Origin of the sequence: Streptomyces sp. NPDC048496, from assembly GCF_043200055.1 — a bacterium.
Taxonomy (GTDB): domain Bacteria; phylum Actinomycetota; class Actinomycetes; order Streptomycetales; family Streptomycetaceae; genus Streptomyces.
In genome coordinates, this window is the sequence record NZ_JBICXB010000027.1 from 68377 (window position 1) to 90892 (window position 22516).

Genomic DNA, 22516 nt, shown 5'->3' on the forward strand with positions numbered 1-22516 from the left:
GATCGTCCGGGCGCTACGGACGTCTATGTGTCCCGACCACCCCACCGTGCTGTTCCAAGGAGTCACCGGTCCATGAACACTCCGAGCGAGGACTACCACGCACTGCTCGCGCGGCATGACGCGATGCGGCTGCGACGACGCATCCTGTCCCCGGACGGAGTCGGCGCCGAACCGTGGTGCGCCGAGGCACCGCAGCCGTACGACGGAACGTCCGACCAGCAGTTGATCAGCGCATTCCTGCCTCTGGTGAGCCCGTTGGAGGAGCTGATCGCCGAACTGTACCGGGTCCTGTTCGAGCGGCAACCGTATCTGCGGTCGTTGTTCCCCGAGTCGATGGCGTTCCAGCAGGCCCATCTCGCCGGAATCTTCCGCTATCTGATCGGCAATCTGCACCGTACAGACGAGGTGATCGGCACCTTCGCGCAGTTGGGTCGCGACCATCGCAAGCTCGGCGTACGCCCCGCGCACTTCGAAGCGTTCGAGGCAGCGCTGATCGAGGCGCTGCGCATGCGTGCGGGTGCCCGGTGGACGGGTGCCCTGGAGGACGCCTGGCTGCGGATGCTGCGGCTGGCCGTTTCGTCGATGGTCAGGGGCGCGGACGAGGCGATCGCCGAACCGCCGAGCTGGGGGGCGACGGTAACCTCGCACGAGTTCCGTACGCCGGATCTCGCGGTGCTGAGGGTGCGCCCCCATCAGCCCTACGCCTTCAGGGCCGGGCAGTTCGCGTCCTTGGAGTCGCCACTCCTGGAGCAGGCATGGCGTCCTTACTATCTGGCCCGCGCACCGCATCCGGACGGCGAGTTGGAGTTCCATGTACGGGCCCGGGGTGCCGGCGGGGTGAGTGACGCGCTGGTGCACGGCACGCGGGAGGGCGGCACTGTCCGCCTCAGCGCACCGCGGGGCGCCCTTGCCCTGCCCGATCGCACTCCGTCCGCCGACGTTGTGCTGATCGCCTCCGGTACCGGATGGGCCGCGATGAAGGCGCTGCTCCAGCAGATCGACGCCGAACGGTTCCGTGCCCACCGGGTGCGTCTGCTGCTGGACGAAGGGGTGGGTGAGGGCGGGTACGACGCGGCGTTCCTGGAGGCGTTCCGGCGCGGACGCCCCTGGTTGACCGTCCTCACGGCCGGTCAGACCGATCCGGCCGGTCCCTCCGCAGATCCCGGCCTGCGGGCCTTGGCCGGAATACCGGTGCAGCGACCCGGGGCCGCCGCCCGGCACCACGTCTATCTGGCCCTGGCACCCGAGGCATCCACAACAGACCTGGCGCGGGCCGTCGCCGGCCGGCTGACCACCGCCGGAGTCCCGGCCACGCACATCCATCACGACACCGTATGGGTCACAGAAACGTCTGCCAGTACGACCAGAACCGGGTTGCTATCAGCATGACGATGGCCAGGCACCACGTCACCGGCACCACAAGGGGGAACTCCAGGACCGCCGCGACCAGGGCGCGTGGGGCCGGCAGGACGCCATGGCGCAGATTGTGCACGGTGGTGTGCCAGAACATGAAGATGGTGGCCACCCACACGAGTGCGCACCACAGGCAGAGCGCGCCGATGTCGTACAGCGCCTGCGTCATCAGCCACATGCAGAAGCCGACGCCGAACAGGGTGCCCAGGTTCAGCCCCAGCCAGTACCACCGCCGGTAGCGCGCACCTGCCAGCAGGCCTGCGCCGGTCCCCATCACCACCCCGAAGGCGATCAGCCCGATGAGCGGATTGGGGAAGCCGAACACCGACGCCTGTTCGCTGCGCATCACGTCCGTGCAGGACACCACGGGGCTCAGCGAACAGGCGGGGACGAAGCCGGGGTCGGCGAGCAGTTCGAACTTGTCGGTAGTGATCACGAAGGAGCCCAGCAGCCCGAGCGCGGCGGTGATCACCAGCAGCCATGCGAATCCCCGGCGCGCCCCGATCCGCTCCCGTGCGTCGCTCGTCCCCGAAGCACCGTCGTGCGCCCGGTCCTCGGAGGAGCGAACCTCCCGGTCATCGGCCTCGGGGGCTTCCGCCACCATCTCCGACTCACGCGCCGACGCGCTCATGCCCACCCCCGCACGGAGCCGTCCGGCCAGACGACCTCCACCCGGATTCCACGCGCCCGGGCGAAGGCAACCAGATGTGCGGTGGCGTCCCGGCCGTCCGACGGCGAACCGTCCCACACCGCAAGCAGGGTCCGGCACGTCTCCACCAGACGTTCATCGGCGCTGACACAAGCGTTGCGGTCGGCCGGATCAAAAGCCAGCAGCCGTACGCTCTCGGCCAGGACCAGCAGTTCCCCTGCGGCCGGCCTATCCCGCTCGGGCAGCACCGCGGGCACCGCGCCCTGGGCCGGCAGCAGTACCGTCAGCTTCCGTCCGGCCTCCCGGGCGGCGCGCCCGAACACGACCGGCAGCCCGGCCCCGACCCGTACGAGAGCGGCCATGCCCTCTGCCACGGAGTCCAGCCGCGCTCTCAGTTCAGCCTCCACCAGCGCCAGAGTTCTGTTGTTGAGGTCTCTGTGTCCGACGACCGCGATCAACGCATTCCCTTCCTGTACACATCCGCACCGCCCGCTCCGACCGAACGCTCCACCGGCCACGGCCCGGCCCCCGGAGCCGCCGTTGGACCGGCCCGTGGCATGCGGTCCACTGCAGTGAACCCATCGGACGTCCGGCGCCGCTAGGGCCGTTGGGCCCTGGCGTGGGGATGGCAGCGCGCGATGTACTCGTACGGCAGGTGAGCAGATCAGGAGACGAGGCCGCCCCATGAGCCACGCAGGTCATCAGTCGCCCCAGCGGTCCGTGCCCGCGGCCGCGCCCACGTCGTCGGCGTCGGGCCCGGCTCACGGCCCGGCGGCCACCGGACCACGCCGCACGGTCGAGTTGACGGGCGCTCAGGCGCTGAGCCTGCTCGGCGGGGCTTCGCTCGGGCGGATCGTCTTCACCCAGCGCGCGCTGCCCGCGGTCCGGCCGGTGAACCATCTGCTGGACCTCGGTCATATCGTCATCCGGACACATCAGCACTCGGACCTGTTCGCCCAGGCCCGGCACCATGGCGACCGGGGAGTCGTGGTCGCCTACCAGGCGGATGACATCGATCCGCTGACCCATCTGGGCTGGAGCGTCGTCGCGACGGGTTACTGCCGCCCCGTGACCGATCCGGATGCCCTGATGCGCTACCAGCGACTGATCAGGCCCTGGTCGGACCGGGTGATGGACTGTGCGGTCCGCATCCGTCCGCATCTGGTCACCGGGATCCGGCTGACGGTCTGATGCAGGGTCCGAGTGAGGAAGCGGCGTCCGCGACGACCGGTCCCCGGGCACGCGGGCGGGTTTCAGCAGGGCCACCGCGGTGATGGCCGTGGCCGAAGTGTCCAGCGGGCCCTGGGGATCGTCGGCCTCGGCGGCCGGCGCGGCGCTCCGGTTCCCGGTCATCCCCTGTGTCCTGGCCCACGCACGGCTGGACGTCCCTCGTCCTGGAGCCGGCGGGTCACATCCTGTCGGGAAGTGCGTACCCACTGCGGGGCTCGAAGAGCGGGTGCGAGGATGAACCCGCCATGAAGCCAGGCCACTGTTCCCGAGCCGTGCGGGCCGCGATGTTCGCGGCCGTCTGCGTGCTGCTCGCGGCCGTCGGCCACGTCCTCATGTCGGGTACCACAGTCCCCTGGTGGGCGCTGCTGCCCGCGTTCGCCGGGACGGCCGCGGCCGCGTGGGCCCTGGCCGGCCGCGAACGCGGTCTGCTCACGGTCACCGCGGCCACGGTGGCGGTACAGGCCGTGCTCCACTCGCTGTTCTCGCTGGCCCAGTCGGTCGTGCAGCCCTCCTTGCCGGCCGGGAACTCCTTCGCCCGGCAGTGGGCCGCGCACCTGACCTGTGGCCTGGGCAGCCAGGGGGAGCTGTCCGCCGAGGAAGCCCTGCGCATCGTCGACAACGCCGGTCTCGGCCGGCTCGTGTCCCAGCCGCCGCCCGGCACCGCGGCGACGGACGCCCTCGGCGGCCACGCCATGCACCACATGGGGTCCTCGCCGCCCGGCGTCCTGACACCGGGCGCGGGCCACGACATGGCCGCGATGTCCCCTACGGGCATGCTGGCCGCGCACCTGCTGGCCGCCGTGCTCTGCGGCCTCTGGCTCGCCTACGCGGAACAGGGCTTCTTCCGCTGCCTGCGGGTTCTCGCGGGCTGGCTCAGGGCTCCCTTGCGGGTGCTCTTCGGCCTGTTCGTGCCGGTGACGGACCAGCCTCGTGTGCGGGTGCGCCGGGACTTCGGCGCCCGGCGCCCGCGGCGGCTGCTCCTCGTCCACGCCATCACCTCACGGGGTCCGCCGACGGGAACCGCTGTCCTGTGACAGCCGGTTCCCCGAGCGCGCGCTGACGGCTCCGTTCCGTCGCGCCTCGGGCATCGGCCATGCCCTCCGGCAGGCCGTACCCCCTTCACCGGTTCCGCCGCGCACGCGGCCCGCCGGAAAACCCTTTGCCCGTAAGGACCTGTGGCAATGACTCCTGCCCTGCCCACCCAGAACCGTCCGGGCGGCCGAAAGCCGTCCCGGCGCACCCCGGAATCCGACGCGGAGGCAACCAGGCTGGCCCTCGACGCCCGCGACGGGGACCCCGTCAAGGCCGACCGCTTCGTGCGCGCGCTCCAGTACGACGTGTGGCGGTACGTGGCCTACCTCAGCGCCGACCCTCAGGCTGCCGACGACCTCACCCAGGACGTGTTCCTGCGCGCCCTGGCCGCGCTGCACCGCTTCGAGGGCCGTTCCTCGGCCCGGACCTGGCTGCTGACCATCGCCCGCCGCACTGTCGTGGACAGCCTGCGTCACGCCGCCGCCCGCCCCCGGCTCTCGGCTCGGGACGACTGGCAGACCGCGGCCGAACAGGCCCAGCCGCTCGGCGTCCCGGGGTTCGAGGACCGCATCGCCCTGGCCGAACTCCTGGCCCTGATCCCCGCCGAACGCCGCAAGGCGTTCGTCCTCACCCAGCTCCTCGGTCTGGGCTACGCCGAAGCGGCGGCCGCCGTCGGCTGCCCCATCGGCACCGTCCGCTCCCGCGTGTCCCGCGCCCGCCTGAACCTCATCGCTCTCCTGACCGATGACGAACCGACGGCGGCCACGCAGGACCCCCCGCCCGCGCCGCGGGGCAACCGGAACATCGGCCCGGCGCCGCGGGAGCGCCTTCTCCTGGCCACCCCGGCGTGACGCCACGGCACGGCCCCTGACGGCCCGTGCCAGTCCGCTTCGGCACACGCAGGAGGGCGGGCAGGACTGGTGTACACGTCCTGCCCGCCCTCCGCGCTCCCGGCAGCGCCCGCTCCCCTCAGGTAGCCACCGGGTCCCCGGCGGGAGTCCGGTGGTCGAAGGCGATCAGCGGATCGCCGGTGAGGGGATGGTCGACCACGGCCGCCCGGACACCGAACACCCTCGCCATCAGTTCGGCCGTGATCACCTCGCGCGGAGATCCGGAGGCGACCACCGTGCCCTCGTACAGCACGTGCAGACGGTCGCACACGGAGGCGGCCGCGTTGAGGTCGTGCAGCGAGACCAGGGTGGTGCGGCGCTGCGCACGCAGCAGGGCGAGCAGTTCCACCTGGTGCCGGACGTCCAGGTGGTTGGTCGGCTCGTCCAGGACCAGCACGTCCGGGTCCTGGGCGAACGCGCGGGCCAGCAGCACCCGCTGGCGCTCCCCGCCGGACAGGGCGGCGAACCGCCGTCCGGCGGCACCGTCCATGCCGACGTCGGCGAGGGCACGGTCGACGAGGTCACGGTCGGCGGCGTTGTCTCCGGCGAAGGCCCGCTTGTACGGCGTACGCCCCATGGCCACCACCTCGCGTACGGTCAGCTCGAAATCTCCGCCGCGCTCCTGCGGGAGCGCCGCCACATGGCGGGCCGAGCGGGCGGGGGTCATTTCCCGGATGTCGGTACCGGCCAGCAGCACCCGGCCGGCGGTCGGGCGCAGGTGCCGGTAGACGGTGCGCAGCAGCGTGGACTTGCCACTGCCGTTGGGGCCGACCAGGCCGGTGATCTCGCCCTCGGCGGCGATCAGGTGGGCCCCCGACACGACGGTGCGGCCCGCGTAGGCGACGGTCAGGTTCTCCGTCTCGATCCTCATGCGCCGCTCCGCAGCCGGCGGTCCAGCAGGTAGAGCAGGGCCGGCGCGCCGATCAGCGAGGTGACCACGCCGATGGGCAGCTCCTGGGCGTCCATCGCCGTCCGGCAGACGGTATCCACGACGACCATGAGCAGCGCGCCGAGGAGCGCCGAGAGCGGCAGCAGGCGTCGGTGGTCGCCGCCCGCCACGAGCCGGCAGACGTGCGGCACCATCAGGGCGACGAAGGCGATCGCGCCGGAGACGGCGACCAGCACCCCGGTGAGGACGCTGGTCGCCGTGAACAGCTCCCGCCGCAACCGCGTGACGTCGACGCCGAGCCCAGCCGCGGTCTCGTCACCCATCAGCAGGGCATTGAGGGCGCGGGCCCGGGCCTGGAGCCACAGCCACGTGGCGGGCACGGCGACGGCGGGCACCGCCAGCAGGGGCCAGTTCGCCCCGCTGAGGCTGCCCATGAGCCAGAACAGCACGCCATGCGTCTGCTGCTCGTCTCCGGCCTGGAGCACCAGGTAGCTGGTGAAGCCGGACAGGAACTGCCCGATGGCCACCCCGGCCAGCACCAGGCGCAGCGGCGCGAAACCGCCGCCGCGCCGGGCCACCGCCCAGACGAGGGCGAACGTGGCGAGGGCGCCGAGGAAGGCGGCCCCGGACAGGCCGAGCCCGAGCGCGCCTCCGGTACCGGCGCCCAGCACGATCGCGCCGACCGCCCCGAGCGAGGCGCCGCTGGAGACGCCCAGCAGGTAGGGGTCGGCCAGCGGGTTGCGGACCAGGGCCTGCACAGCGGTCCCGACCAGGCCGAGTCCGGCGCCGACGAGGGCGGCGAGCAGGGCCCGGGGCACCCGCAGCTGCCAGACGATCAGGTCGTCCGTACCGGGCCGCGGCGGTTCACCGGACAGATGGCGGACCACCACGCCCCACACGTCCGCCGGCGGGATGGACGTGGAGCCCCAGGACACCGCGGCCGTCAGTGCCGCCGGCAGCAGTACCGCGAGCCCGAGCGCGAAGGCTCCCGGGAACACGGTGTGCCGTTCGCCGGGAGCGTCCCGGCCGGTGCGGGGTGTCGGCGTCTGCTTCACCTTCACCGCTCCTTGACCCTGTCCGGGTGGACGGTCCTGGCGATCTCCTCCACGGTGGCGGCGTTGTCCACACCGGCAATGGTGGTGTGCTCGGAGCGGATGCGCAGGAAGTGGCCCGCCCGGACTGCCTTCATCCCTTTGGCCGCCGGGTTTCCCTCAAGCCACTTCCGTGCCTCGTCGAACGCCTTGGTGTCGGCTTCCTCGCTGCCCTGGTTGCGGATACCGAGCTGGATCCAGTCGGGGTTCCGGGACACGACGTCCTCCCAGCTCACCGGCTTGAAGTCGGCGTCGCAGTCGGCGAACACGTTGCGTGCGCCGGCGAGGGTGATCACCGCGTTGGCCACCTGACGGTTGCACACGGCGACGGGCTGCTTGGTTCCGGCGTCGAAGTCGAAGAAGAAGTACGTGGGCCGGGCGCTGTCCGGAGTGGCTCCCAGCGCCTTGGCCACCCCGTCCGTCTTCTCCTTCATCCCGGCGACGAGTTCCTTGGCCTTCCCCATCGTGCCGGTGACGGCCCCGAGGGAAGGAATGTCCTGCTCGACGGCGGACAGGTCCGCGGCCGGGACCTTGCTCATCGACGCGCACGCCGTGGACTTGAGGTGGATGTGCCTGATCCCGGCCGCCTTGAACTCCTCCTCGGTCGGGGCGTCGCCCATCCCGCCCATGTTCCCCGTGGCGGCGAAGACGTCGACGTACAGGTCGGCGCCGGATCCCAGGAGCTTCTCCTTCGGGATCACGCTGCGGCCGAGCACCGGAACCTTCTGGGCCTGGGTGTCCAGCTCGCCCGGCAGGGCGCCCTTGCCGGGCGGGAAGCCGGTACCGATCACCTTCTCGCCCGCGCCCAGGCGGAGCAGCAGCTCCAGGCTGGAGGCGTTGCTGGTGACGATCTTCGCCGGGGCGGCGTCGAAGACGGTCGCCACACCCATGCAGTCGTCGACGGCCACCGGGTAGCCGCCCTCCGCGTGCCCCTTGACTCCCTCGGCCGTCGGGGCCACGGCGCCGGAGCCCGATCCGCCGCCGCAGCCGGCCAGGAGCATTCCGACCGCCGCGACGACCGCGCCGTATCTCGCACGAGACTTCATCACGCTCTTCCCATCCACTCGTCAAGGAGCCGGCCGGTTCACCGTCACCCGGTGAACCAGTCGCAGAGGGCGGTGCGCGAGTTCCCGCCGTCCACATCTGCCACCACGCATGCAGCGGGTGACACATCACGTTTCACCGCTGAAACCCGCGCTCCTTCGCCTCCGACTCCTGTTGAGCCACGAGCCGTGCAGACCCCGCACGGACCACGCCGAGATTGTGGAGGTCCCCTCCGTGGACCGGAGTTCAGCGACCGCACGCAGGACGGCGCTCGTCCGATTCCTGCCCCTCCGGCGGTGTGCGGCTTCCTCCTGCTCCCGGTGCCGGTCTTCGCCGGCGCCTACGGCGTGGGCTCGGCCGTCGGCCCGGTCGCCCCGGGCCTGGTCGGCACCGACGGTGCGGGCGACGCGACCGCGTCGCGGTGCTCCACCACGGAACAGCGGTCGGCGCGGGACCAGAGCTCGACATCCTCACACCGCGTCACCAGCTCGTCCTTGGACGTCACATGCCGGTACAGGGCCATGGTGCTCACGCCGAGATCCGTTGCGCACCGCTCTGTTCGGCCTCAGCTGCAGCGCGAGGTTCGCGTCGGCCCGTTCAGCTGCGGGAGCCGGGACATGCACGTGTGGCTCAGTGCCGCGGTGGATCCTCTCGGCGTGGTGGTCGGGGAGCGGCGGCGGATCGGCGGGCCCCGACGGCCAGGAGTGCCATCGTGGCGGCCACCAGCGCACCCGCTGCTGCCCACCAGGGCCAGTCTCCGGCATCGAGCGAACCGGTAGATGTCACCGATCGTGCGGGCGGGGACGAAGCCTGTGCCGCGGGTGCGGACGGCGCCGTCCGCACGGGCGCGGACTGAGCGGCCGCGGTCTTGTCGGCGTTGGTGAACGTGTATCGGCCCTGGAGCGGCGCTCCGTCGGCTGCGACGGTTCGCCAGGTCACCTGGATCCTGCCCCTCGGCAGGGGGCTGACCTTCTGCCGTACGTCGCCATGCACCACCGTCGGCGCACCGTCGCTGTAGGACGTCCCGTCGGGACCGGCGACCACGACCGTCGTGTACCCCTGCCTCACCGGGCTGTCAAAGCTCAGCGTGACCGTGACAGGCGTCTTGGCCACCACGGAGTCGGTGGCCGGGCTGGAACCGAGCAGTTGCGCATGCACCCACGCCGGCGGCGAGGACAGGGCAACCCACAATGTGGCCAGCAGCAGTGCCGTGAGGGCCGGCATGGCAGCCGGACGGGAGAGGATTCGTCGCTTCACATACCAGTACGTCGGCTCCAGCCTCCGGGAAGTTCCCCGGAATTCGTCGTGCACGCCCGGGAACTTCCCGTCGATGCGGTCCGACTACTGCTGTGACTGCGGGACCGATACCGCAACCGAACCGAAGGCCGACAACGCCATGCGCACCACCGCCACCAACACCGTTCCAGGTCGCTTTGCCCGCCTGCGTCTCCTCACCGCGGCCACGACAGGCGCGGCGATATCCCTCGTCGCATTCACCGCCTGTGGCACGAGCAGCTCGTCCTCCTCCGGTGCGGGCGCCCCCACCACGACTCCCACCAGGGCCGCGGCGGCGCCGGTGACCGTGAAGGACCCGTGGGCGAAGGCCGCCGACTCCGGAATGACGGCCGTCTTCGGCACCCTGATCAACACCACCGGCGCCCAGCTCACGGTCGTGTCCGCCGCCTCGACCGTCTCGAAGAAGACAGAGCTGCACGAAGTCGCCGACGTGGACGGTAAGCCGGTCATGCGCCCCAAGGATGGCGGCTTCGTCATCCCCGCCAAGGGCAGTCACCAGCTCCAGCCGGGCGCCGACCACCTGATGCTGATGGGCCTGACCGAGGCGGTGAAGCCAGGTGACGAGATCACCGTGACCCTGACGCTCAAGGACGGCCGGACGCTGCGCTTCACCGCCGTCGCCAAGGCGTTCGCTGGCGGCAAGGAGAACTACAGCCCCGGCATGAAGAAGGGCTGACCTCCCTGCCATGGACAACACCCCTATCCACCCCGCCGCGGTCAGCCGCCGCCGGCTGCTGGCCGGCGGCGCACTCACCGTCGGCGGAGCCCTGGCCGGAGCCGGAATCGGCGCCGCCGCAGCCACCGACGGCAGTGGCGGAGCCCGCGACCTCGGTGAAGCGCGGCGGCAGGAGGCCGCATACGGCGTACAGAAGATCCCGTTCCACGGACGGCACCAGGCTGGGATCGCCACCCCGGCCCAGGCCCACGCCGTGTTCCTCGGCTTCGAACTGGCCGACGGAGTGGACCGCGCAGCCCTGGGCCGGATGATGCGCCTCCTCACCGACGACGCGGCACGGCTCACCCAGGGCAAGGCAGCTCTCGCCGACACCGAAGCAGAACTCGCAGCGCTGCCGGCCCGACTGACCGTCACCTTCGGGTTCGGCCCCGGCCTCTTCAAGGCCGCCGGACTTGAAGACCAGCGGCCCGCCTCGCTCGCACCCCTGCCCCGTTTCCCCATCGACCGGCTCCAGGACCGCTGGAGCGGCGGCGACCTGCTGGTCCAGATCTGCGCCGACGACCCCCTGACCGTCGCGCATGCCCAGCGGATGCTCACCAAGGACGCGCGCACGTTCGCCCGACTGCGCTGGACGCAGCGCGGGTTCCGCCACGGACGCGGCATCCAGGACGACGGCGCCACCCAGCGCAACCTCATGGGCCAGCTCGACGGCACCGCCAACCCGGCACCCGGCGGCGACGTCTTCACCAAGGCCGTGTGGACCGACGCCGGCCCCGACTGGCTCCGCGGCGGCGGCACGACCCTCGTCCTGCGGCGCATCCGCATGAAGCTGGAGACCTGGGACGCCGCCGACACCAAGGCCAAGGAATTCACGGTCGGCCGAAGACTCGGCACCGGCGCCCCGCTCACCGGCACAGCAGAGACCGACCCACCCGACTTCGATGCCAAGGATGAGCTCGGTTTCCCGGCCATATCCGAGTTCGCCCACATACGGCGGGCCCATGTGAGCGACGAGCGACGGCGTATCTTCCGCCGGCCCTACAACTACGACGACGCCCCGGCTGCGGACGGACGGCCCGACACCGGTTTGCTCTTCGCTTCCTTCCAGCGCGACATCGGCGAACAGTTCCTGCCCATCCAGCGCAATCTCGCCGCCTCCGACCTCCTCAACCAGTGGACCACCCCGATCGGCTCCGCCGTCTTCACCGTCCCACCCGGCTGCGCGCCCGGCGACTGGATCGGCGAGCCCCTGCTGGGGTAGCCCACACACCGACGCCGGGCGCGAGAGCCACCCGGTGAGGGCGCGGCAGGCTGGGACACGTCACGATGTTGACCTGCTGCCCCTTACAGCCGGAGCAGCAGCGAAGTGGGTGCCGACGAACAGCCGCCCGTCCCACCGTCTGTCCACGGTGGGCGACGCCGACCGGATCCTCGTCCTCGACCAGGGCCGGATCGTCCAGCAGGGAACCTACGCCACCCTGCTGGCCGACCCCGCCGGACTCTTCGCCCGCCTGGCCGGCCCTCAGCTTTCCTGACGCGCCCTACCGCTTCCGGTCTTGCCCCTGCCAAGATCGGAGCCGCTCAATTCTCCATACCACCACGTTACTTGATCCAAGGAGCAGAAATGACCGCCCCCACCCACGCCTTCAAGAACCCCAACGTCCTCCTCCCTGTCCTTTACGCGGCCCTGGTCGTCCTGACCGCACTCTTGGCCTCGGGCACCGTCACCACGATCGTGACCGTGGTGGGCGCGGCTCTCCTGGGCGCTTACTACGCCACGGCATCCCGCCGAACGCACCGCTGACCCCGCGCCGAGGGCGGGGCCCGGCCGCAATCCGCTCGCTCGTTGGCGCTAAGCACTTGGTATGGCCGTCACGCGGCCCCCGCATCGCCCGAGCTGGTCCGACAGTGGCCCGGCGGCGGCCTGCCCGAGGGGCAGACCGATCAGGCATGCCGTCACGGTCAGCTGCTCGGTCGACGACGCCGCACCGCCTCCATTCGTGGGCCGTCACGTTTGGTGGGCCATCGGTGCGTGGGGCCACTGTGTGCGGTGGCCGGGCCTCACCCCCCTGGGCCGGTCGCTGCCAGACCTGGTGCCCTGCCTGCTGAGCTGCTCTTCGCTGAGTCCGCCGTTGCTGGGTCCGAACAGGGCACCCGGTCTGGCACGCCCTGGCCGGGGCGCCGCAAGGTGACGGGACCGCCCGGGCAAGGTCTCAATTCTTCGTGCGAACTGAAGCGGCCGCCGGGTTCCGGCATCTCGGGCTCGGTCGAGGTGCTGGAGCATTCGAGACCGATGCGCTGGCTGGTGCGCCCTCGATCAGCACCACGCGCATCAAGCCGGCCATGCCGCTCTGCGGCGGGCGCAGGAGGAGCCGAGTGAGCATTGGGCTCGGTCAAGAATCCTGCTGCGTGGCGCAGTTGGTCTCTCGTCGGCCGAGGCAGCTGGTTCGGCCGGCAGATGTGTCGCGACGGGCGTCTGCTCCGGTTGCCCGGGACCGGACGCAGGCGGCGGCCGTGACGGCGATGGGTTGCCCGAGCACGATCCCGAGCAGGACAAGGATCAGTCCGCATATCTGCTGCAGAGTGAGGGTCTCTTTGGCGATGACGGTGCCGAGCAGCACGCCGGTGACCGGGTTCAGCAGTCCGACCAGGCCGACAGCGGCTGCCGGCAGACGACGCAGGCCGGCAAACCAGGCAACGAAGGCGACCGCGGTCGCGACGACGGTGACGTAGGCGAATCCGAGGACCGCGCCCGCATTGAGGGCGGGCGGTGCTCCTTCACGGACGACGGCCAACGGCAGCACGACCAGGCCTCCGGCAATGAGCTGCCACGATGTCGAGGCGAGGACGTCGACCTCGGCGCTCCACCGCTTCGCGAGCACGTAGCCGAAGGAGGACGTCACCATCGCTGTGGCCGATGCGAGGACGCCGAGTGCGTTCAGGGTCACGGTGCCGGTGAGCAGCATCAGGCATACGCCTGCGATACCGATGCCGCCGCCCAGCAGCGGGAGGCCGCGGGGGCGTTCCGCGATCACGGCCCAGGCGAGCAGCATCAAGACCACCGGCGAGGCCGCCATGATGGTGGAGGCGATGCCCGTCGGCAGCAACTGGGCCGCGAGGTAGACCAGGGCGAAGAAGGACCCCATGTTGAGGGTGCCGAGAATGAGCGACTTCCACCACCACGCTCCGTGAGGTATCTGCCGACACAGCGCCAGCAGCAGGACCCCTGCGGGCAGAGCCCTGATCGCCGCGCCGTAGAGCGGGTGGTCGGTGGGCAGGTATTCGTGGGTGACGAAGTAGTTCGTCCCCCAGGCGACCGGAGCGATCGCCGTCACGAGTGTCCATCGCATAGTAGCTTCCACGGAAGGAATATAGCTTCCCTGGAAGTTATAATGAAGCCGTGAACGACTACGAGGATCACGTCGCCCGCATCCAGGCCGAGTGGGCTCGCGAGCGCCCAGATGTGGATGTGAGCCCCCAAGGCGTGATCGGCCGGCTCCATCGCCTCGCCAGTCTTCTGACCGAGCAGTTGTGCCTGGTCTACCGGCGTTACGGACTGAACGAGGGAGAGTTCGACGCCCTGGCGGCGCTCCGGAGGGCCGGGGACCCCTTCGAGCGCGCCCCGGGCGAGCTGGCCACGTTCACCATGGTCACCACGGGCGCGATGACCAAACGCATCGACCGGCTCGAACGCAACGGGCTGGTCACACGTCGCCGGTCCGCCGAGGATGGCCGGGGACGCGTGGTCGCACTCACCCCGGCAGGACGGGAGCTGATCGACCGGGCCTTCGCCGACCACATGAGCAACGAACGCCGCATACTCGACGAGCTCAACCCCGACGAGGCCGCACGTCTCGAAACACTGCTCACCGCCTGGCTAGCACGTGTCGAGCCGCCTCCCGGCGCACCGTAGCGACTCCTCCGAATGTCACGGCCGAAGCTCTTCGGCTCGCTCAGCATCCTCGTGTTTCACCCGAATCCACAGATGCACCGACTTGAAGCACACCGGTGGACCCGTGGGTTCGCGCTGAAGAGCCTTGGGTTTCCCTGAACCCCCTGCGCCTGGGCACCGCGGAGGCCGAGCAGGTCCTGCGGCGCCTCACCCGGGGAGGGTCCAAGCACCATGTGAATCCGTACGGCCGGTTCGAGCTGGACATGAACGGCCGTCTGGATCTGGACCTGTCCATCCGGGCGGCGGTGCCCGGTCCGCGCACCCCGCACGATGAGGCAGCCGCAGGCTGTTACAGGCTTCGCGGTGCTGCGTGGGGCAAACCCCGCCTATCCGGGTGTCGCGAAGGACTTCAGCAATGGCTTAGCTTGATCTTTAAGTCTCCTCCTCGGCTCCGCTGCGTCGAGGATTGTCCCTTTTGATGCGCTTTTTGACGACTGGGTGGCGGGGTGCGGGGGCGGAGGTGCGGCCCTTGGGACGGCCGGGCCCGGGGTGGGTGGCTTTCGGTGTGCTGGCCGGAGTGCCCAGGATCCGCCGGATGCGGGGATAGCCGCGGCGGACCCGGCCGGGGGTGAGCTGATCGGGCGCCAGTGGCTTCTCCCAGGGCCTGCGCAGGTCCTCGGCCAGCGGGCGGGCGAGCCGGAGCTGGGCGTAGGCGGCGAGGATCAGCCACACCCATCGGTCGGCCTGTTCGGGGTTGCGCAGGCGGGGGCGGGCCAGGCCGAGGGTCTGTTTGAAGAAGCGGAAGGTGTGCTCGATGTCGAATCTTCGAAGGAAGGTCCGCCAGAGGCGGTCGACGTCGTGCGCGGTGGCGTCGGGGTCGCTGTGCCACAGCCACAGCGGCTTGGGGTCGCGGTTGCCCGGCAGGTGCTCGACGGCCAGGTGAACCAACGTGCCTTCAACGATGGGCAGTTCACCGTTGTGGTCGTTCCATCCGCCCTGGCGGCGTTGCAGTTTGGGATGTAGTCGTCCCCAGCAGCGGGTGGTGACGGCGCCGAAGCGTTCATGGCTGCCGGCCGACTCCTGGGCGGGGGCCGGGTGGGTGGCCGGGTCGGCCAGGCGGAACTCCGGGCCATGTCGGGGCCGGCGGCCGGGTCTGGGTCCCTTGCGGCGGCCGGCCGGGGCGTGCATCACCCGGTCGGAGCGGATCCGGCCGAGAAGCCTCACTGGTTCTTCGCGCAGGAGCCAGGTCAGGCGCACGATGTCGTAGCCCGAGTCCAGGACGAACAGCACGTCGGGGTCGCCCGGACGCCACTGCCCGGCCTCGCCCAGGCGGGCCAGCAGGCCGAGGATCTGGGTGGCGGTGACCTCCGTGGGGTCGTCGGTGGGGCCGAGACGGACCGCGTCGAGCGGGCCGGTCCAGGAGGAGCGGCCACCGCCCAGGGCGGCTGCGACCTGGTAGGGCCAGCCCGGGATGGTCTGGCGGACGCCGTCGCAGCGGCACGGGCGGTGGCAGTGCAGGCGTTCGGGCGAGCACTCGGCGTCCGGGCGCGGCCAGGCGGTGACGTCCAGCGCGATCGACAACTGCCGGTCAGTCCCGCGCGGGAGCTCCAGCCCCGCCAGGGTCATCCGCAGGCGGGAGACGTTGATGTGGCCCCGGGCCAGCGCGTCGTACATCGCCCCGTGCCCACGCCGGCGCACTGCCTCCAGCGACAGTTCCGGCAGCGAGACCACCGGCCGACCGGCACACAGCACCGCGTCCGTCAACTCGAACAGCGCATCCGCACGCAGCGTCAGGCATCCGTAGAACTCGCGGCGGAACCGGGACAACTCGGTCAGGGCCTCGACGCGTGCAGCGTCATCTTGCAGACTGTCCATCACGGCCTTTGGCAGCGGATCGCCCGTGACCGTCGCGGTCCAGTCGTCGATGGTGATTCTCATGGTGGACACCACCTCATCTGACCTGCTCTGCGGGGGCCATATAGCCGTTCTTGGCTGGAATCCCGCCCTCCAGCACGTCTGTGTGCGTAACACACGCACGGTGACCGGAACGTGGCGGACGGCAGGGGTGGGCGAGGGTGTCATGTGCCCAATCTGGCGGTATATCCGAGCCGTTCACCAGCAGGGACCCCCGTACGCCACGTCAGCGTACGCACACGCACCGTGGGCGGTTCCGAAGGGAAAGGGGGTCTTCGGCAGGAGGGTCGGCGAGTTCGCCCGTCTCGTGGCGCGCGGCGACTGGTCGTCCACACCCGTGGGTCAGGGAAACCATCCGGGTGGGACTATTTCTTTCCGTAGTCGGGCCTGGCCGTCGCGAGGTGCTCCGCCACCGCCTGGAGCCAACTTTCGACCGAGAACGGGGCCGGCGGTTCGACCTCCATGCCCAGCTCGCCGACGCCGACGGCGTAGTCGTGGTCCTCCAGCCCCAGAGCCAGCAATTCGTGGATCTCACCGACCAGCCGGGCGACCAGCTGGGGATCGACCGTTTCCCTGTAGTCGCGGACCGCGGCATCGTGGTCGCCGAACTCGTCTGGCATATCCTGCGAGAACCAGCCGCCGAGGAACTGCCCCAGCTCTCCGAAGCGGGCGTGCCACTCCCAGTGCGTCTGGGGCGTGGCCGGCGGAGGCACATCGCCGGACTCGATGCTCCGCTTGATGTGGTCGGCCATCTCGGACAGCCAGCTCTGGGTCCGGGACTCGGACAGCCCGAGGTCAGGTACCGAATAGAACTCGCCGAGGCGCAGCCGCAGGCGTCCGGGCGGATTGCGTGCGTACTCCCGGAGTTGTTGTTCGGCAATGGAGAGCGCCCAAGGCCTGGTGTGCCAGGTGTGCCGGAGGTACGCCTGAAGAGCCGGCGGTGCTGTGTCTGTTTCCGGATCGCCTGTTTCCGGATTGTCGGGTTCCTGTCCGACGAAGGCTGCGACGACGACGTCGAGTTCGCCGTACCGGCGGTCGAACTCAAGCGGCTTCATGGACACTGCGACACCTTCAGAGGTAGATCGGGTAGGTGGCGTGCACGACGAAACCGTGCGGGCTCGACGCTTCGCGCCTCAGCGTCACCCGCGCGGCCCGCACATCGACGGGCTCGCGACCGGCGAGCATCATCGCCTGCAGCAACACGCGCCCGACGGGCTCCTCACGGGATGGCCAAGCGGCCTCGATGGTGAGCCTCGGTCGTGTGTCCTGGGCCAGCCAGCGGTGTACGGCCTGTTCGTTGCGCGTGACGACCTGCTGGGTACACCACTGTGCGGTCGCGCGGTCGGGATAGGTAGCAGAACGGGTACGCACGGGAAATCCTCAGTCAATCGTGAAGCCCCAGAAGACACCGACTTCTGTGGCGGAGACAGCGATTACACCACAGTCCATTACGTGGCTGGTGAAGCCCTCATAGACACCCTCTCGACCGAACATGTCGGCATGCGGATCCTTTCGTGCCGATACCGCATTGGTGAAAAACAGCGCGTCCGCTCCGAACCTTTCCAGGATCACTCTCGCATGAGAAGTCAGTTCAGCCTCTCGCACATCAAAATCCGGGATGTCTTCCACTTGGAACCACTCCCCCTGGAGAGTGACCATGATTTGTTCGGCACCCTTCCTGGACACAGGGAAAGCCGCGTTGAAGTCGCCTGGCGTGACAGCACTGAACGGGTTTCCCGGGCCAGTGGCGTAATCGCCCCCGCCTGGAGCCACGGCAAGCTTCGACCAGCCACGCGGATCGTCCGCCAACAGCTGCATGACGTCGAGGGCGTCCAGTCGCCAGTCATCGCGTCGCCGCGCGCCCACAGCCGCGAACATGCCTTCCCCGAAAATGGCCCGCAAGGAACGGCTCCACGAGGTGTCGTCAATCTGATTCACGGGCCATACCCCAGTTTTCCAAAAGTGCGCACTACGGGTGCTGGGTCTTGTCGGTGGGCATAGAAGTAAGAACGACGAACGGCGGCCTGCTCCCCGGATTAGGTCTCAGAACGACCCACACATTGGTCACGTCACGCGCGGCGGTGTCGCCCCGGTCCCAGGATCTTCCTACGGGGTCGTTCGTCGTCAAGAGAAGTGAGCGGGACGAGTTGGGTCCGGGGTTACCCGCGAGCCAATTGTCGATCTTCCTCTGATTCGACGGTTCATCCAGGGCTGCCTGAGTATACCGCTGCGCGTCCGCAAGGCTCCCGAACGACGAAACAGCCTCGGGCCGGATACCGGAAGGCCTGACGATTTGCTGGTCCCTCAGCCTTTGTTCCAGTTGCTCATCCGTCTTGCCTACATGCTTGTCCACAACGTGGGACCCGAGCATGCCCTCCTGATTCGCGAGGTCGAGCGGGTATTTGTGATTGCTTTCGTCGTCCCCAGCCACGGTGTAGAGCGGATCGTTCTTGAATTCGGTCAGAGCTCGGGCGCCGAAGGACTCCGCGCGTGCCGACTCGGCCCGGAACGTGGGGGCACTGTTATATGCCTCATCCAGAGCCTCGTGCAGTTTGTTGAGCTCTACGACCTGTCGGTGCACGCGGTTGTTGTATGCCTCGACCGCCGCGTTCATCGCCTCTTCGTCCACCTCAAGGGCGAAGCCCTCCGCGAAACCCTTCCCTATGTTGAGGAGTCCCTTACCGAAGCTCTTGAGGTCTTTCATGCCCAGACCGTCGCTCATATCGATGTGCGGAAGGGCCTTCATGACGGCTTCGTAGTAGAGACCGCGAAGGTCGTCTCGCACATCCTGCGCGGCAATCGCCCAGGCGCCCAGAGCATCACTCATGACGTCACAGGTATGGACCATCACATCCATGACGGGGTGGCTGCCGGCCTGACCGGGCTGCGCCGAGTCATGTTTCCACTCATAACCCTCGCGACTCTTGCCCCACGCGCTCGTGCCCCAGACAGCACTGCAGAACTGCCGCATCGCCTCGGTCCACTCACCGTTCGACCGATCGGTGTAGTTGTGCAGAGCACTGCTGAGGTTTCCGTCCGTGGTGGTGACTGCCATGCCCGCAGCCACCCAGGCAACGGACATGTTGTCCAGGCCCAGATAGTCGGGCAACGGCATGATCTCGGCCGCCTTGCCCATGCGGTAGACGTCCTCCAGGAGGGGCCTGATGATCGCCAGGACGCCGGCCTCCACTGCTTCCAGTGCCCGCTGGAGGATGTCCTGGCTCTGGTCGATGTCCGCCCACTTCAGGTCCGTCACGGACCCGTAATTCGGCGGCGTGTCGATCACGGCGGGCGGTGGCTGGGTCTGGGCCGGGGCGCCCGAGGGGTCCGTGGCGGCGTCGGCAGTCGCATAGTTGTTCGCCGTCAGGGTGAAGCCGACCGCGGCACCTCCGACACTCGCCACCGACTTGGCCCACACCTCGATGAAGCGGTTGCCGACCTTCTTGTAAGCGTTGGCGAACTCCCATGCAGCGGTTCCGTAGCCCCCGCAGTCCGGATACCGGCCGAGTTCGCCGAGGAGCTGATTGGCCCCCTTGTGCAGTCCGTCCTGAAGATAGGCGACGTAGCCCGAGAGCGCGTGCAGCGCACTGGGGGTGACGTCGATGCCTCCGTTCTTCAAGGGAGGCGGAGGAGGGGGCATGCTCATCAGGCCGCTCCCCATCCCCTCAGCACTGCGGCATGTGCCGCCGCGTAGTTGGTCTGTCCGGTCGTGACAATGCCGTGGAGCCACGCCTGCGTCGCCTGGAGGTCCCGTGCGGACCGGTCCCACTCGTCAAGCTTGTCGATGAAAGCCTCGCGCGCCTCGCCCTCCCAGGTGAGAACGACCTTCTCCACGCGGTCGTACATGGTGTGGACGTTCTCGTTGAGCTCCTTGAGGATCTCTTCCAGCTGGCCGGAGAGGAGCTGCAGAGTGGCGAAATCAACCGCTATGTTGTCGTCGCTGTCGGCCATGCGTCCCCCTCGTCAGAAATCCTGCAAGCGGCTCGTGCGCGGCATGGCGGGCCGGCTCCCGGTGTTGGGGGTCGAAAGCTCGGCAGCCTCCTTGTCCACGTCCACGGACATCTGGATGCGTCTGAAGGCCGCCAGCGTGTCGAGCTCCTGCTCGGTGAACCCGTCTCGGCTCATACGAACAGCTGCTTCGAGCAGTTTCATGAGCTCACGGATGCGAACCGCTTCCTTGGCAGCATCACGATGCTGCCGTCGGTAAGCCTTGGCCGCGGGCCCCCGCCAGCGGGATTCGATCGCGTCGACGACCGTGTCCATGCGTTTGACCTGCCGGTCCAGGTAACGCTGCATTTCGTCGAGGTCGTCAGCGAGCTTGGTCAAGTTCTCGCTGCTCACCCGTAAGTTGGGATCTGTCGTCACGCATCCGCCCCCGTACCCCGTGACCGCTCAACCGAGCAAACGTGCTCAACTCATGCACTTTAACAAAGAGGAACGACAGGATTAGCTGCAGCGACTTCGCGCATGGAAGCCGAAGCGTGTCGCGTCAGGACTGTGGCGGGTGGCCGCCCCGGACGCCCTGTCGCTCGCCGAGCCCACCTTGCACCCAGCAGTGCACCCAAAGGGCAGGGGCTGCTGACCAAGGGGGCGCATCTGCTTCTCGCCGACCCGGAAGAGGTGAGCGATCAGCGCGGCGCGGCTCAATCCGGCGGGAAATTGGGCCCGTTCGCCATCGATGATCCGCGTACGCTGTGTCAGCGTACGCACACAAGGAGTCGACAGAATGCATCACTCCGCGTGACGATGGAGCCGAGTCGGAAGCGGTACAGCGGGGGCGGGTGCGCGCGAAAGGTGGCCGACGGTGGCCTACGAGAACACGGACGACTGCGCTGCGGGAACGGCTGCGGGAGGAACGGGCGCGGGAGCCGGCACCGAGCCCGGGGTGTCTGACAGTCTGCGCACGTTCGGCGCTTTCGTCCAGGCCTTGCGGGAGCACGCGGGCTTCTCACGCGAGGAGTTCGGTGACCTGGTGCGCTTCTCGAAGCACACGGTCGCCTCGATCGAGCAGGGCCGCCGTATGCCGGACCGCGACTTTGTGGAACGTGCGGAGGCTGCGCTGGGAAACACGGGGGCGCTGAGGAAGGCCGCCCCGCACCTGTCGCGGCAGGCAGGGCTGGCGAGTTGGTTCCGGCAGTGGGCGCGGGTGGAGGCCACGGCGATCAGCCTCTACACCTACGAATGCCGGCTCGTGCCGGGCCTGTTGCAGACGGAGGCGTACGCGCGGGCGGTGTCGCTGGACGTGCCGCCGCTGCCCGATCCGGAGGAGCTGGAGCAGCGAATCGCGGCGCGGCTGGCTCGGCAGGAACTGCTGGCGGTCACGCGGAAGCCGCCTACGGCGTTCAGCTTCATCGTGGAGCAGGCGGTGTTGGAGCGGTGGACGGGAGGGGAAGGGGTGACGCGTGAACTCTTCAACCGGCTGGTGGGGTTGATCGAGCGGAACTGGAACGTGGAGTTTCAGGTGATGCCTACGCGGCGGCCGTCGCATGCGGGGCTGGACGGGCCGTTGCAGTTGGCTGAGACACCCGACAATCGCTGGTTCGGGTACTCGGAAGGCCAGAAGAACGGGCGACTGATCGCCGCCCCGAAGGAGATCAGCGTGCTCCAACAGCGTTATGCGAAACTGCGCTCGCAGGCCCTGACGCCCGAGGACTCCCTGGGCCTGCTGAAGCGAATGCGAGGAGCGCTATGAGCACGTCCGGACTGACCTGGTTCAAGAGCAGTTACAGCGGCTCCGAGGGGGACAGCTGCGTCGAGGTGGCGATGGGGTCGGAGGCGATCCACGTCCGGGACTCCAAGGACCAGCTGAGCCCCGAACTGGCCCTATCCCCCGCCGCATGGGGCGACTTCGTCTCGTACGCCGCGCAGGGCTGATCCTCACGGCACAAGCGCCCTGGACCTGACTGGTTCGGGGCGCAGTCGCTCGATCCCACGTGGGACCGGCCTCGTGGAGAGGCGCCATGTCCGGCCACTCCACAGCCCAGGGTTCGCATCCGGGCCAGAGTGGCTCAACCAGCTCCGCCCTGCACATCACCGCCGTCACCGCCATCGCGGCTGACCTTCAGGAGACCACGGTCGCGCAGGGCATAGGCCGAGGGCCAATCACACGGCGCCCAGGCTTGGGGTTCTTCTCCGACCACGAGGCGTTAGAGCAGGGTGCGTTGCCGATCGTCCAGGGCGGACCATCGATGGACACGGACCAGCCCGCACCAGATCCCCACACTCTGCATAGAGCCGAAAGAACAACTGCGGGCAGCGGGAGTGCCCTGAGACATTTCTGGGACTTCCGGCTGCATCAGCGGGCATGACCGTGAAACAGCCGAAAGGACATTTGTGCAGGTCAGCAGCTCGGTCCCAGCAAGCGCAGCAGGTCACGGGGATAGCTGGCCTCTTCCGCGACAACTGAGTAGGGTCGGGGACTGGCGCGGTGGCCTGTGAGGCTCCGTTTCCAGCCCCCGCCCGTCAAGTGAAGTAGACCGCCGACGAGGTGCCCGTGGCGC

26 protein-coding genes are annotated in these 22516 nt (G+C 69.2%); 11 read left to right on the top strand and 15 right to left on the bottom strand.

The window, feature by feature from the left end; translation table 11 throughout:
* Positions 1-72 precede the first annotated feature (72 nt).
* Positions 73-1389: a globin domain-containing protein gene (locus ACGFSA_RS23010; protein ID WP_393307009.1), complete on the top strand. Its 1317-nt coding sequence runs from the start codon at positions 73-75 to the stop codon at positions 1387-1389.
* On the opposite strand, the gene ACGFSA_RS23015 is transcribed toward ACGFSA_RS23010, so the two are convergent.
* Both ACGFSA_RS23015 and ACGFSA_RS23020 read right to left on the bottom strand, forming a co-directional pair.
* Positions 1340-2044, bottom strand: coding sequence for a vitamin K epoxide reductase family protein (locus tag ACGFSA_RS23015; protein WP_393307011.1), 705 nt, complete (start codon positions 2042-2044; stop codon positions 1340-1342). The two genes, ACGFSA_RS23010 and ACGFSA_RS23015, sit on opposite strands and share 50 nt — an antisense overlap.
* Positions 2041-2520 (bottom strand): hypothetical protein, encoded by a 480-nt coding sequence (locus ACGFSA_RS23020; RefSeq protein WP_393307013.1) that lies wholly within the window; start codon positions 2518-2520, stop codon positions 2041-2043. Before ACGFSA_RS23020 ends, ACGFSA_RS23015 begins: the two co-directional genes overlap by 4 nt.
* Before the next feature lie 226 nt (positions 2521-2746).
* On the opposite strand from ACGFSA_RS23020, the gene ACGFSA_RS23025 reads away from it, so the two are divergent.
* The 3 genes from ACGFSA_RS23025 to ACGFSA_RS23035 all read left to right on the top strand — a co-directional run bounded on the left by ACGFSA_RS23025 (position 2747) and on the right by ACGFSA_RS23035 (position 5175).
* Complete coding sequence (locus tag ACGFSA_RS23025) at positions 2747-3253, top strand: pyridoxamine 5'-phosphate oxidase family protein (RefSeq protein ID WP_393307015.1); 507 nt, start codon at positions 2747-2749, stop codon at positions 3251-3253.
* A 284-nt stretch (positions 3254-3537) separates the two neighbouring features.
* Positions 3538-4326 (top strand): hypothetical protein, encoded by a 789-nt coding sequence (locus ACGFSA_RS23030; RefSeq protein ID WP_393307017.1) that lies wholly within the window; start codon positions 3538-3540, stop codon positions 4324-4326.
* A 147-nt stretch (positions 4327-4473) separates the two neighbouring features.
* Positions 4474-5175, top strand: a complete 702-nt coding sequence (locus ACGFSA_RS23035) for a sigma-70 family RNA polymerase sigma factor (protein WP_393307019.1) — start codon at positions 4474-4476, stop codon at positions 5173-5175.
* A gap of 118 nt (positions 5176-5293) precedes the next feature.
* Here the strand turns inward: ACGFSA_RS23035 and ACGFSA_RS23040 are convergent, their stop codons facing one another.
* From ACGFSA_RS23040 to ACGFSA_RS23060, 5 genes are all read right to left on the bottom strand, one after another.
* On the bottom strand, positions 5294-6085 hold the full coding sequence (locus ACGFSA_RS23040; protein WP_393307021.1) for an ABC transporter ATP-binding protein: 792 nt from the start codon (positions 6083-6085) through the stop codon (positions 5294-5296).
* Positions 6082-7101, bottom strand: coding sequence for a FecCD family ABC transporter permease (locus ACGFSA_RS23045; protein WP_393307067.1), 1020 nt, complete (start codon positions 7099-7101; stop codon positions 6082-6084). The genes ACGFSA_RS23040 and ACGFSA_RS23045 overlap by 4 nt, the downstream gene beginning before the upstream one ends.
* A 59-nt stretch (positions 7102-7160) precedes the next feature.
* The gene (locus ACGFSA_RS23050; protein ID WP_393307023.1) at positions 7161-8240 is read right to left on the bottom strand and encodes an ABC transporter substrate-binding protein; all 1080 of its coding nucleotides are present in this window, start codon (positions 8238-8240) and stop codon (positions 7161-7163) included.
* 338 nt (positions 8241-8578) lie between these two features.
* Positions 8579-8770, bottom strand: coding sequence for a hypothetical protein (locus ACGFSA_RS23055; RefSeq protein WP_393307025.1), 192 nt, complete (start codon positions 8768-8770; stop codon positions 8579-8581).
* A gap of 98 nt (positions 8771-8868) precedes the next feature.
* The gene (locus ACGFSA_RS23060) at positions 8869-9462 is read right to left on the bottom strand and encodes a copper resistance protein CopC (RefSeq protein WP_393307027.1); all 594 of its coding nucleotides are present in this window, start codon (positions 9460-9462) and stop codon (positions 8869-8871) included.
* 106 nt (positions 9463-9568) lie between these two features.
* Between ACGFSA_RS23060 and ACGFSA_RS23065 the strand changes: the two genes are divergently transcribed.
* The 4 genes from ACGFSA_RS23065 (at position 9569) to ACGFSA_RS23080 (ending at position 12014) form a co-directional block, all read left to right on the top strand.
* Positions 9569-10210, top strand: a complete 642-nt coding sequence (locus ACGFSA_RS23065) for a copper chaperone PCu(A)C (RefSeq protein WP_393307029.1) — start codon at positions 9569-9571, stop codon at positions 10208-10210.
* Between the two features lie 10 nt (positions 10211-10220).
* Positions 10221-11471: a Dyp-type peroxidase gene (locus ACGFSA_RS23070; protein ID WP_393307031.1), complete on the top strand. Its 1251-nt coding sequence runs from the start codon at positions 10221-10223 to the stop codon at positions 11469-11471.
* Between the two features lie 109 nt (positions 11472-11580).
* Positions 11581-11745, top strand: a complete 165-nt coding sequence (locus ACGFSA_RS23075; RefSeq protein ID WP_393307033.1) for a hypothetical protein — start codon at positions 11581-11583, stop codon at positions 11743-11745.
* Between the two features lie 89 nt (positions 11746-11834).
* Complete coding sequence (locus tag ACGFSA_RS23080; protein ID WP_393307035.1) at positions 11835-12014, top strand: hypothetical protein; 180 nt, start codon at positions 11835-11837, stop codon at positions 12012-12014.
* A gap of 589 nt (positions 12015-12603) precedes the next feature.
* Here ACGFSA_RS23080 and ACGFSA_RS23085 read toward each other — a convergent pair.
* A complete protein-coding gene (locus ACGFSA_RS23085; protein WP_393307037.1) occupies positions 12604-13560 on the bottom strand; it encodes a DMT family transporter in 957 nt (318 codons plus the stop codon).
* 50 nt (positions 13561-13610) lie between these two features.
* Between ACGFSA_RS23085 and ACGFSA_RS23090 the strand changes: the two genes are divergently transcribed.
* Positions 13611-14123, top strand: a complete 513-nt coding sequence (locus tag ACGFSA_RS23090; protein WP_393307039.1) for a MarR family winged helix-turn-helix transcriptional regulator — start codon at positions 13611-13613, stop codon at positions 14121-14123.
* A gap of 411 nt (positions 14124-14534) precedes the next feature.
* On the opposite strand, the gene ACGFSA_RS23095 is transcribed toward ACGFSA_RS23090, so the two are convergent.
* The 7 genes from ACGFSA_RS23095 to ACGFSA_RS23125 all read right to left on the bottom strand — a co-directional run bounded on the left by ACGFSA_RS23095 (position 14535) and on the right by ACGFSA_RS23125 (position 20357).
* Positions 14535-15977 carry an NF041680 family putative transposase gene (locus ACGFSA_RS23095; protein ID WP_393307069.1) on the bottom strand — a complete coding sequence of 481 codons (1443 nt, stop codon included), beginning with the start codon at positions 15975-15977 and terminating at the stop codon, positions 14535-14537.
* 404 nt (positions 15978-16381) lie between these two features.
* Positions 16382-17077 carry a contact-dependent growth inhibition system immunity protein gene (locus ACGFSA_RS23100; RefSeq protein WP_393307041.1) on the bottom strand — a complete coding sequence of 232 codons (696 nt, stop codon included), beginning with the start codon at positions 17075-17077 and terminating at the stop codon, positions 16382-16384.
* A 10-nt stretch (positions 17078-17087) separates the two neighbouring features.
* On the bottom strand, positions 17088-17387 hold the full coding sequence (locus ACGFSA_RS23105; RefSeq protein ID WP_393307043.1) for an RNase A-like domain-containing protein: 300 nt from the start codon (positions 17385-17387) through the stop codon (positions 17088-17090).
* A 9-nt stretch (positions 17388-17396) separates the two neighbouring features.
* Positions 17397-17954: a hypothetical protein gene (locus ACGFSA_RS23110; protein ID WP_393307045.1), complete on the bottom strand. Its 558-nt coding sequence runs from the start codon at positions 17952-17954 to the stop codon at positions 17397-17399.
* Positions 17955-17985: 31 nt separating this feature from the next.
* Positions 17986-19662, bottom strand: coding sequence for an RNase A-like domain-containing protein (locus tag ACGFSA_RS23115; RefSeq protein WP_393307047.1), 1677 nt, complete (start codon positions 19660-19662; stop codon positions 17986-17988).
* Positions 19662-19967: a WXG100 family type VII secretion target gene (locus ACGFSA_RS23120; RefSeq protein WP_393307049.1), complete on the bottom strand. Its 306-nt coding sequence runs from the start codon at positions 19965-19967 to the stop codon at positions 19662-19664. Before ACGFSA_RS23120 ends, ACGFSA_RS23115 begins: the two co-directional genes overlap by 1 nt.
* A gap of 12 nt (positions 19968-19979) precedes the next feature.
* Positions 19980-20357: a WXG100 family type VII secretion target gene (locus ACGFSA_RS23125; RefSeq protein ID WP_393307051.1), complete on the bottom strand. Its 378-nt coding sequence runs from the start codon at positions 20355-20357 to the stop codon at positions 19980-19982.
* Between the two features lie 463 nt (positions 20358-20820).
* Here ACGFSA_RS23125 and ACGFSA_RS23130 point away from each other — a divergent pair, with 463 nt between their 5' ends.
* Both ACGFSA_RS23130 and ACGFSA_RS23135 read left to right on the top strand, forming a co-directional pair.
* Positions 20821-21708 carry a Scr1 family TA system antitoxin-like transcriptional regulator gene (locus ACGFSA_RS23130; RefSeq protein WP_393307053.1) on the top strand — a complete coding sequence of 296 codons (888 nt, stop codon included), beginning with the start codon at positions 20821-20823 and terminating at the stop codon, positions 21706-21708.
* Complete coding sequence (locus ACGFSA_RS23135) at positions 21705-21890, top strand: DUF397 domain-containing protein (protein WP_393307055.1); 186 nt, start codon at positions 21705-21707, stop codon at positions 21888-21890. The genes ACGFSA_RS23130 and ACGFSA_RS23135 overlap by 4 nt, the downstream gene beginning before the upstream one ends.
* Positions 21891-22516 lie beyond the last annotated feature (626 nt).

Coding starts and splice junctions, on each gene's coding strand:
- ACGFSA_RS23010 (WP_393307009.1), top strand. CDS start 73: ATGAACACTCCGAGCGAGGACTACCACGCACTGCTCGCGCGGCATGAC.
- ACGFSA_RS23015 (WP_393307011.1), bottom strand. CDS start 2,044: ATGAGCGCGTCGGCGCGTGAGTCGGAGATGGTGGCGGAAGCCCCCGAG.
- ACGFSA_RS23025 (WP_393307015.1), top strand. CDS start 2,747: ATGAGCCACGCAGGTCATCAGTCGCCCCAGCGGTCCGTGCCCGCGGCC.
- ACGFSA_RS23030 (WP_393307017.1), top strand. CDS start 3,538: ATGAAGCCAGGCCACTGTTCCCGAGCCGTGCGGGCCGCGATGTTCGCG.
- ACGFSA_RS23035 (WP_393307019.1), top strand. CDS start 4,474: ATGACTCCTGCCCTGCCCACCCAGAACCGTCCGGGCGGCCGAAAGCCG.
- ACGFSA_RS23040 (WP_393307021.1), bottom strand. CDS start 6,085: ATGAGGATCGAGACGGAGAACCTGACCGTCGCCTACGCGGGCCGCACC.
- ACGFSA_RS23050 (WP_393307023.1), bottom strand. CDS start 8,240: ATGAAGTCTCGTGCGAGATACGGCGCGGTCGTCGCGGCGGTCGGAATG.
- ACGFSA_RS23060 (WP_393307027.1), bottom strand. CDS start 9,462: ATGCCGGCCCTCACGGCACTGCTGCTGGCCACATTGTGGGTTGCCCTG.
- ACGFSA_RS23065 (WP_393307029.1), top strand. CDS start 9,569: ATGCGGTCCGACTACTGCTGTGACTGCGGGACCGATACCGCAACCGAA.
- ACGFSA_RS23070 (WP_393307031.1), top strand. CDS start 10,221: ATGGACAACACCCCTATCCACCCCGCCGCGGTCAGCCGCCGCCGGCTG.
- ACGFSA_RS23080 (WP_393307035.1), top strand. CDS start 11,835: ATGACCGCCCCCACCCACGCCTTCAAGAACCCCAACGTCCTCCTCCCT.
- ACGFSA_RS23085 (WP_393307037.1), bottom strand. CDS start 13,560: ATGCGATGGACACTCGTGACGGCGATCGCTCCGGTCGCCTGGGGGACG.
- ACGFSA_RS23095 (WP_393307069.1), bottom strand. CDS start 15,977: ATGGACAGTCTGCAAGATGACGCTGCACGCGTCGAGGCCCTGACCGAG.
- ACGFSA_RS23115 (WP_393307047.1), bottom strand. CDS start 19,662: ATGAGCATGCCCCCTCCTCCGCCTCCCTTGAAGAACGGAGGCATCGAC.
- ACGFSA_RS23120 (WP_393307049.1), bottom strand. CDS start 19,967: ATGGCCGACAGCGACGACAACATAGCGGTTGATTTCGCCACTCTGCAG.
- ACGFSA_RS23135 (WP_393307055.1), top strand. CDS start 21,705: ATGAGCACGTCCGGACTGACCTGGTTCAAGAGCAGTTACAGCGGCTCC.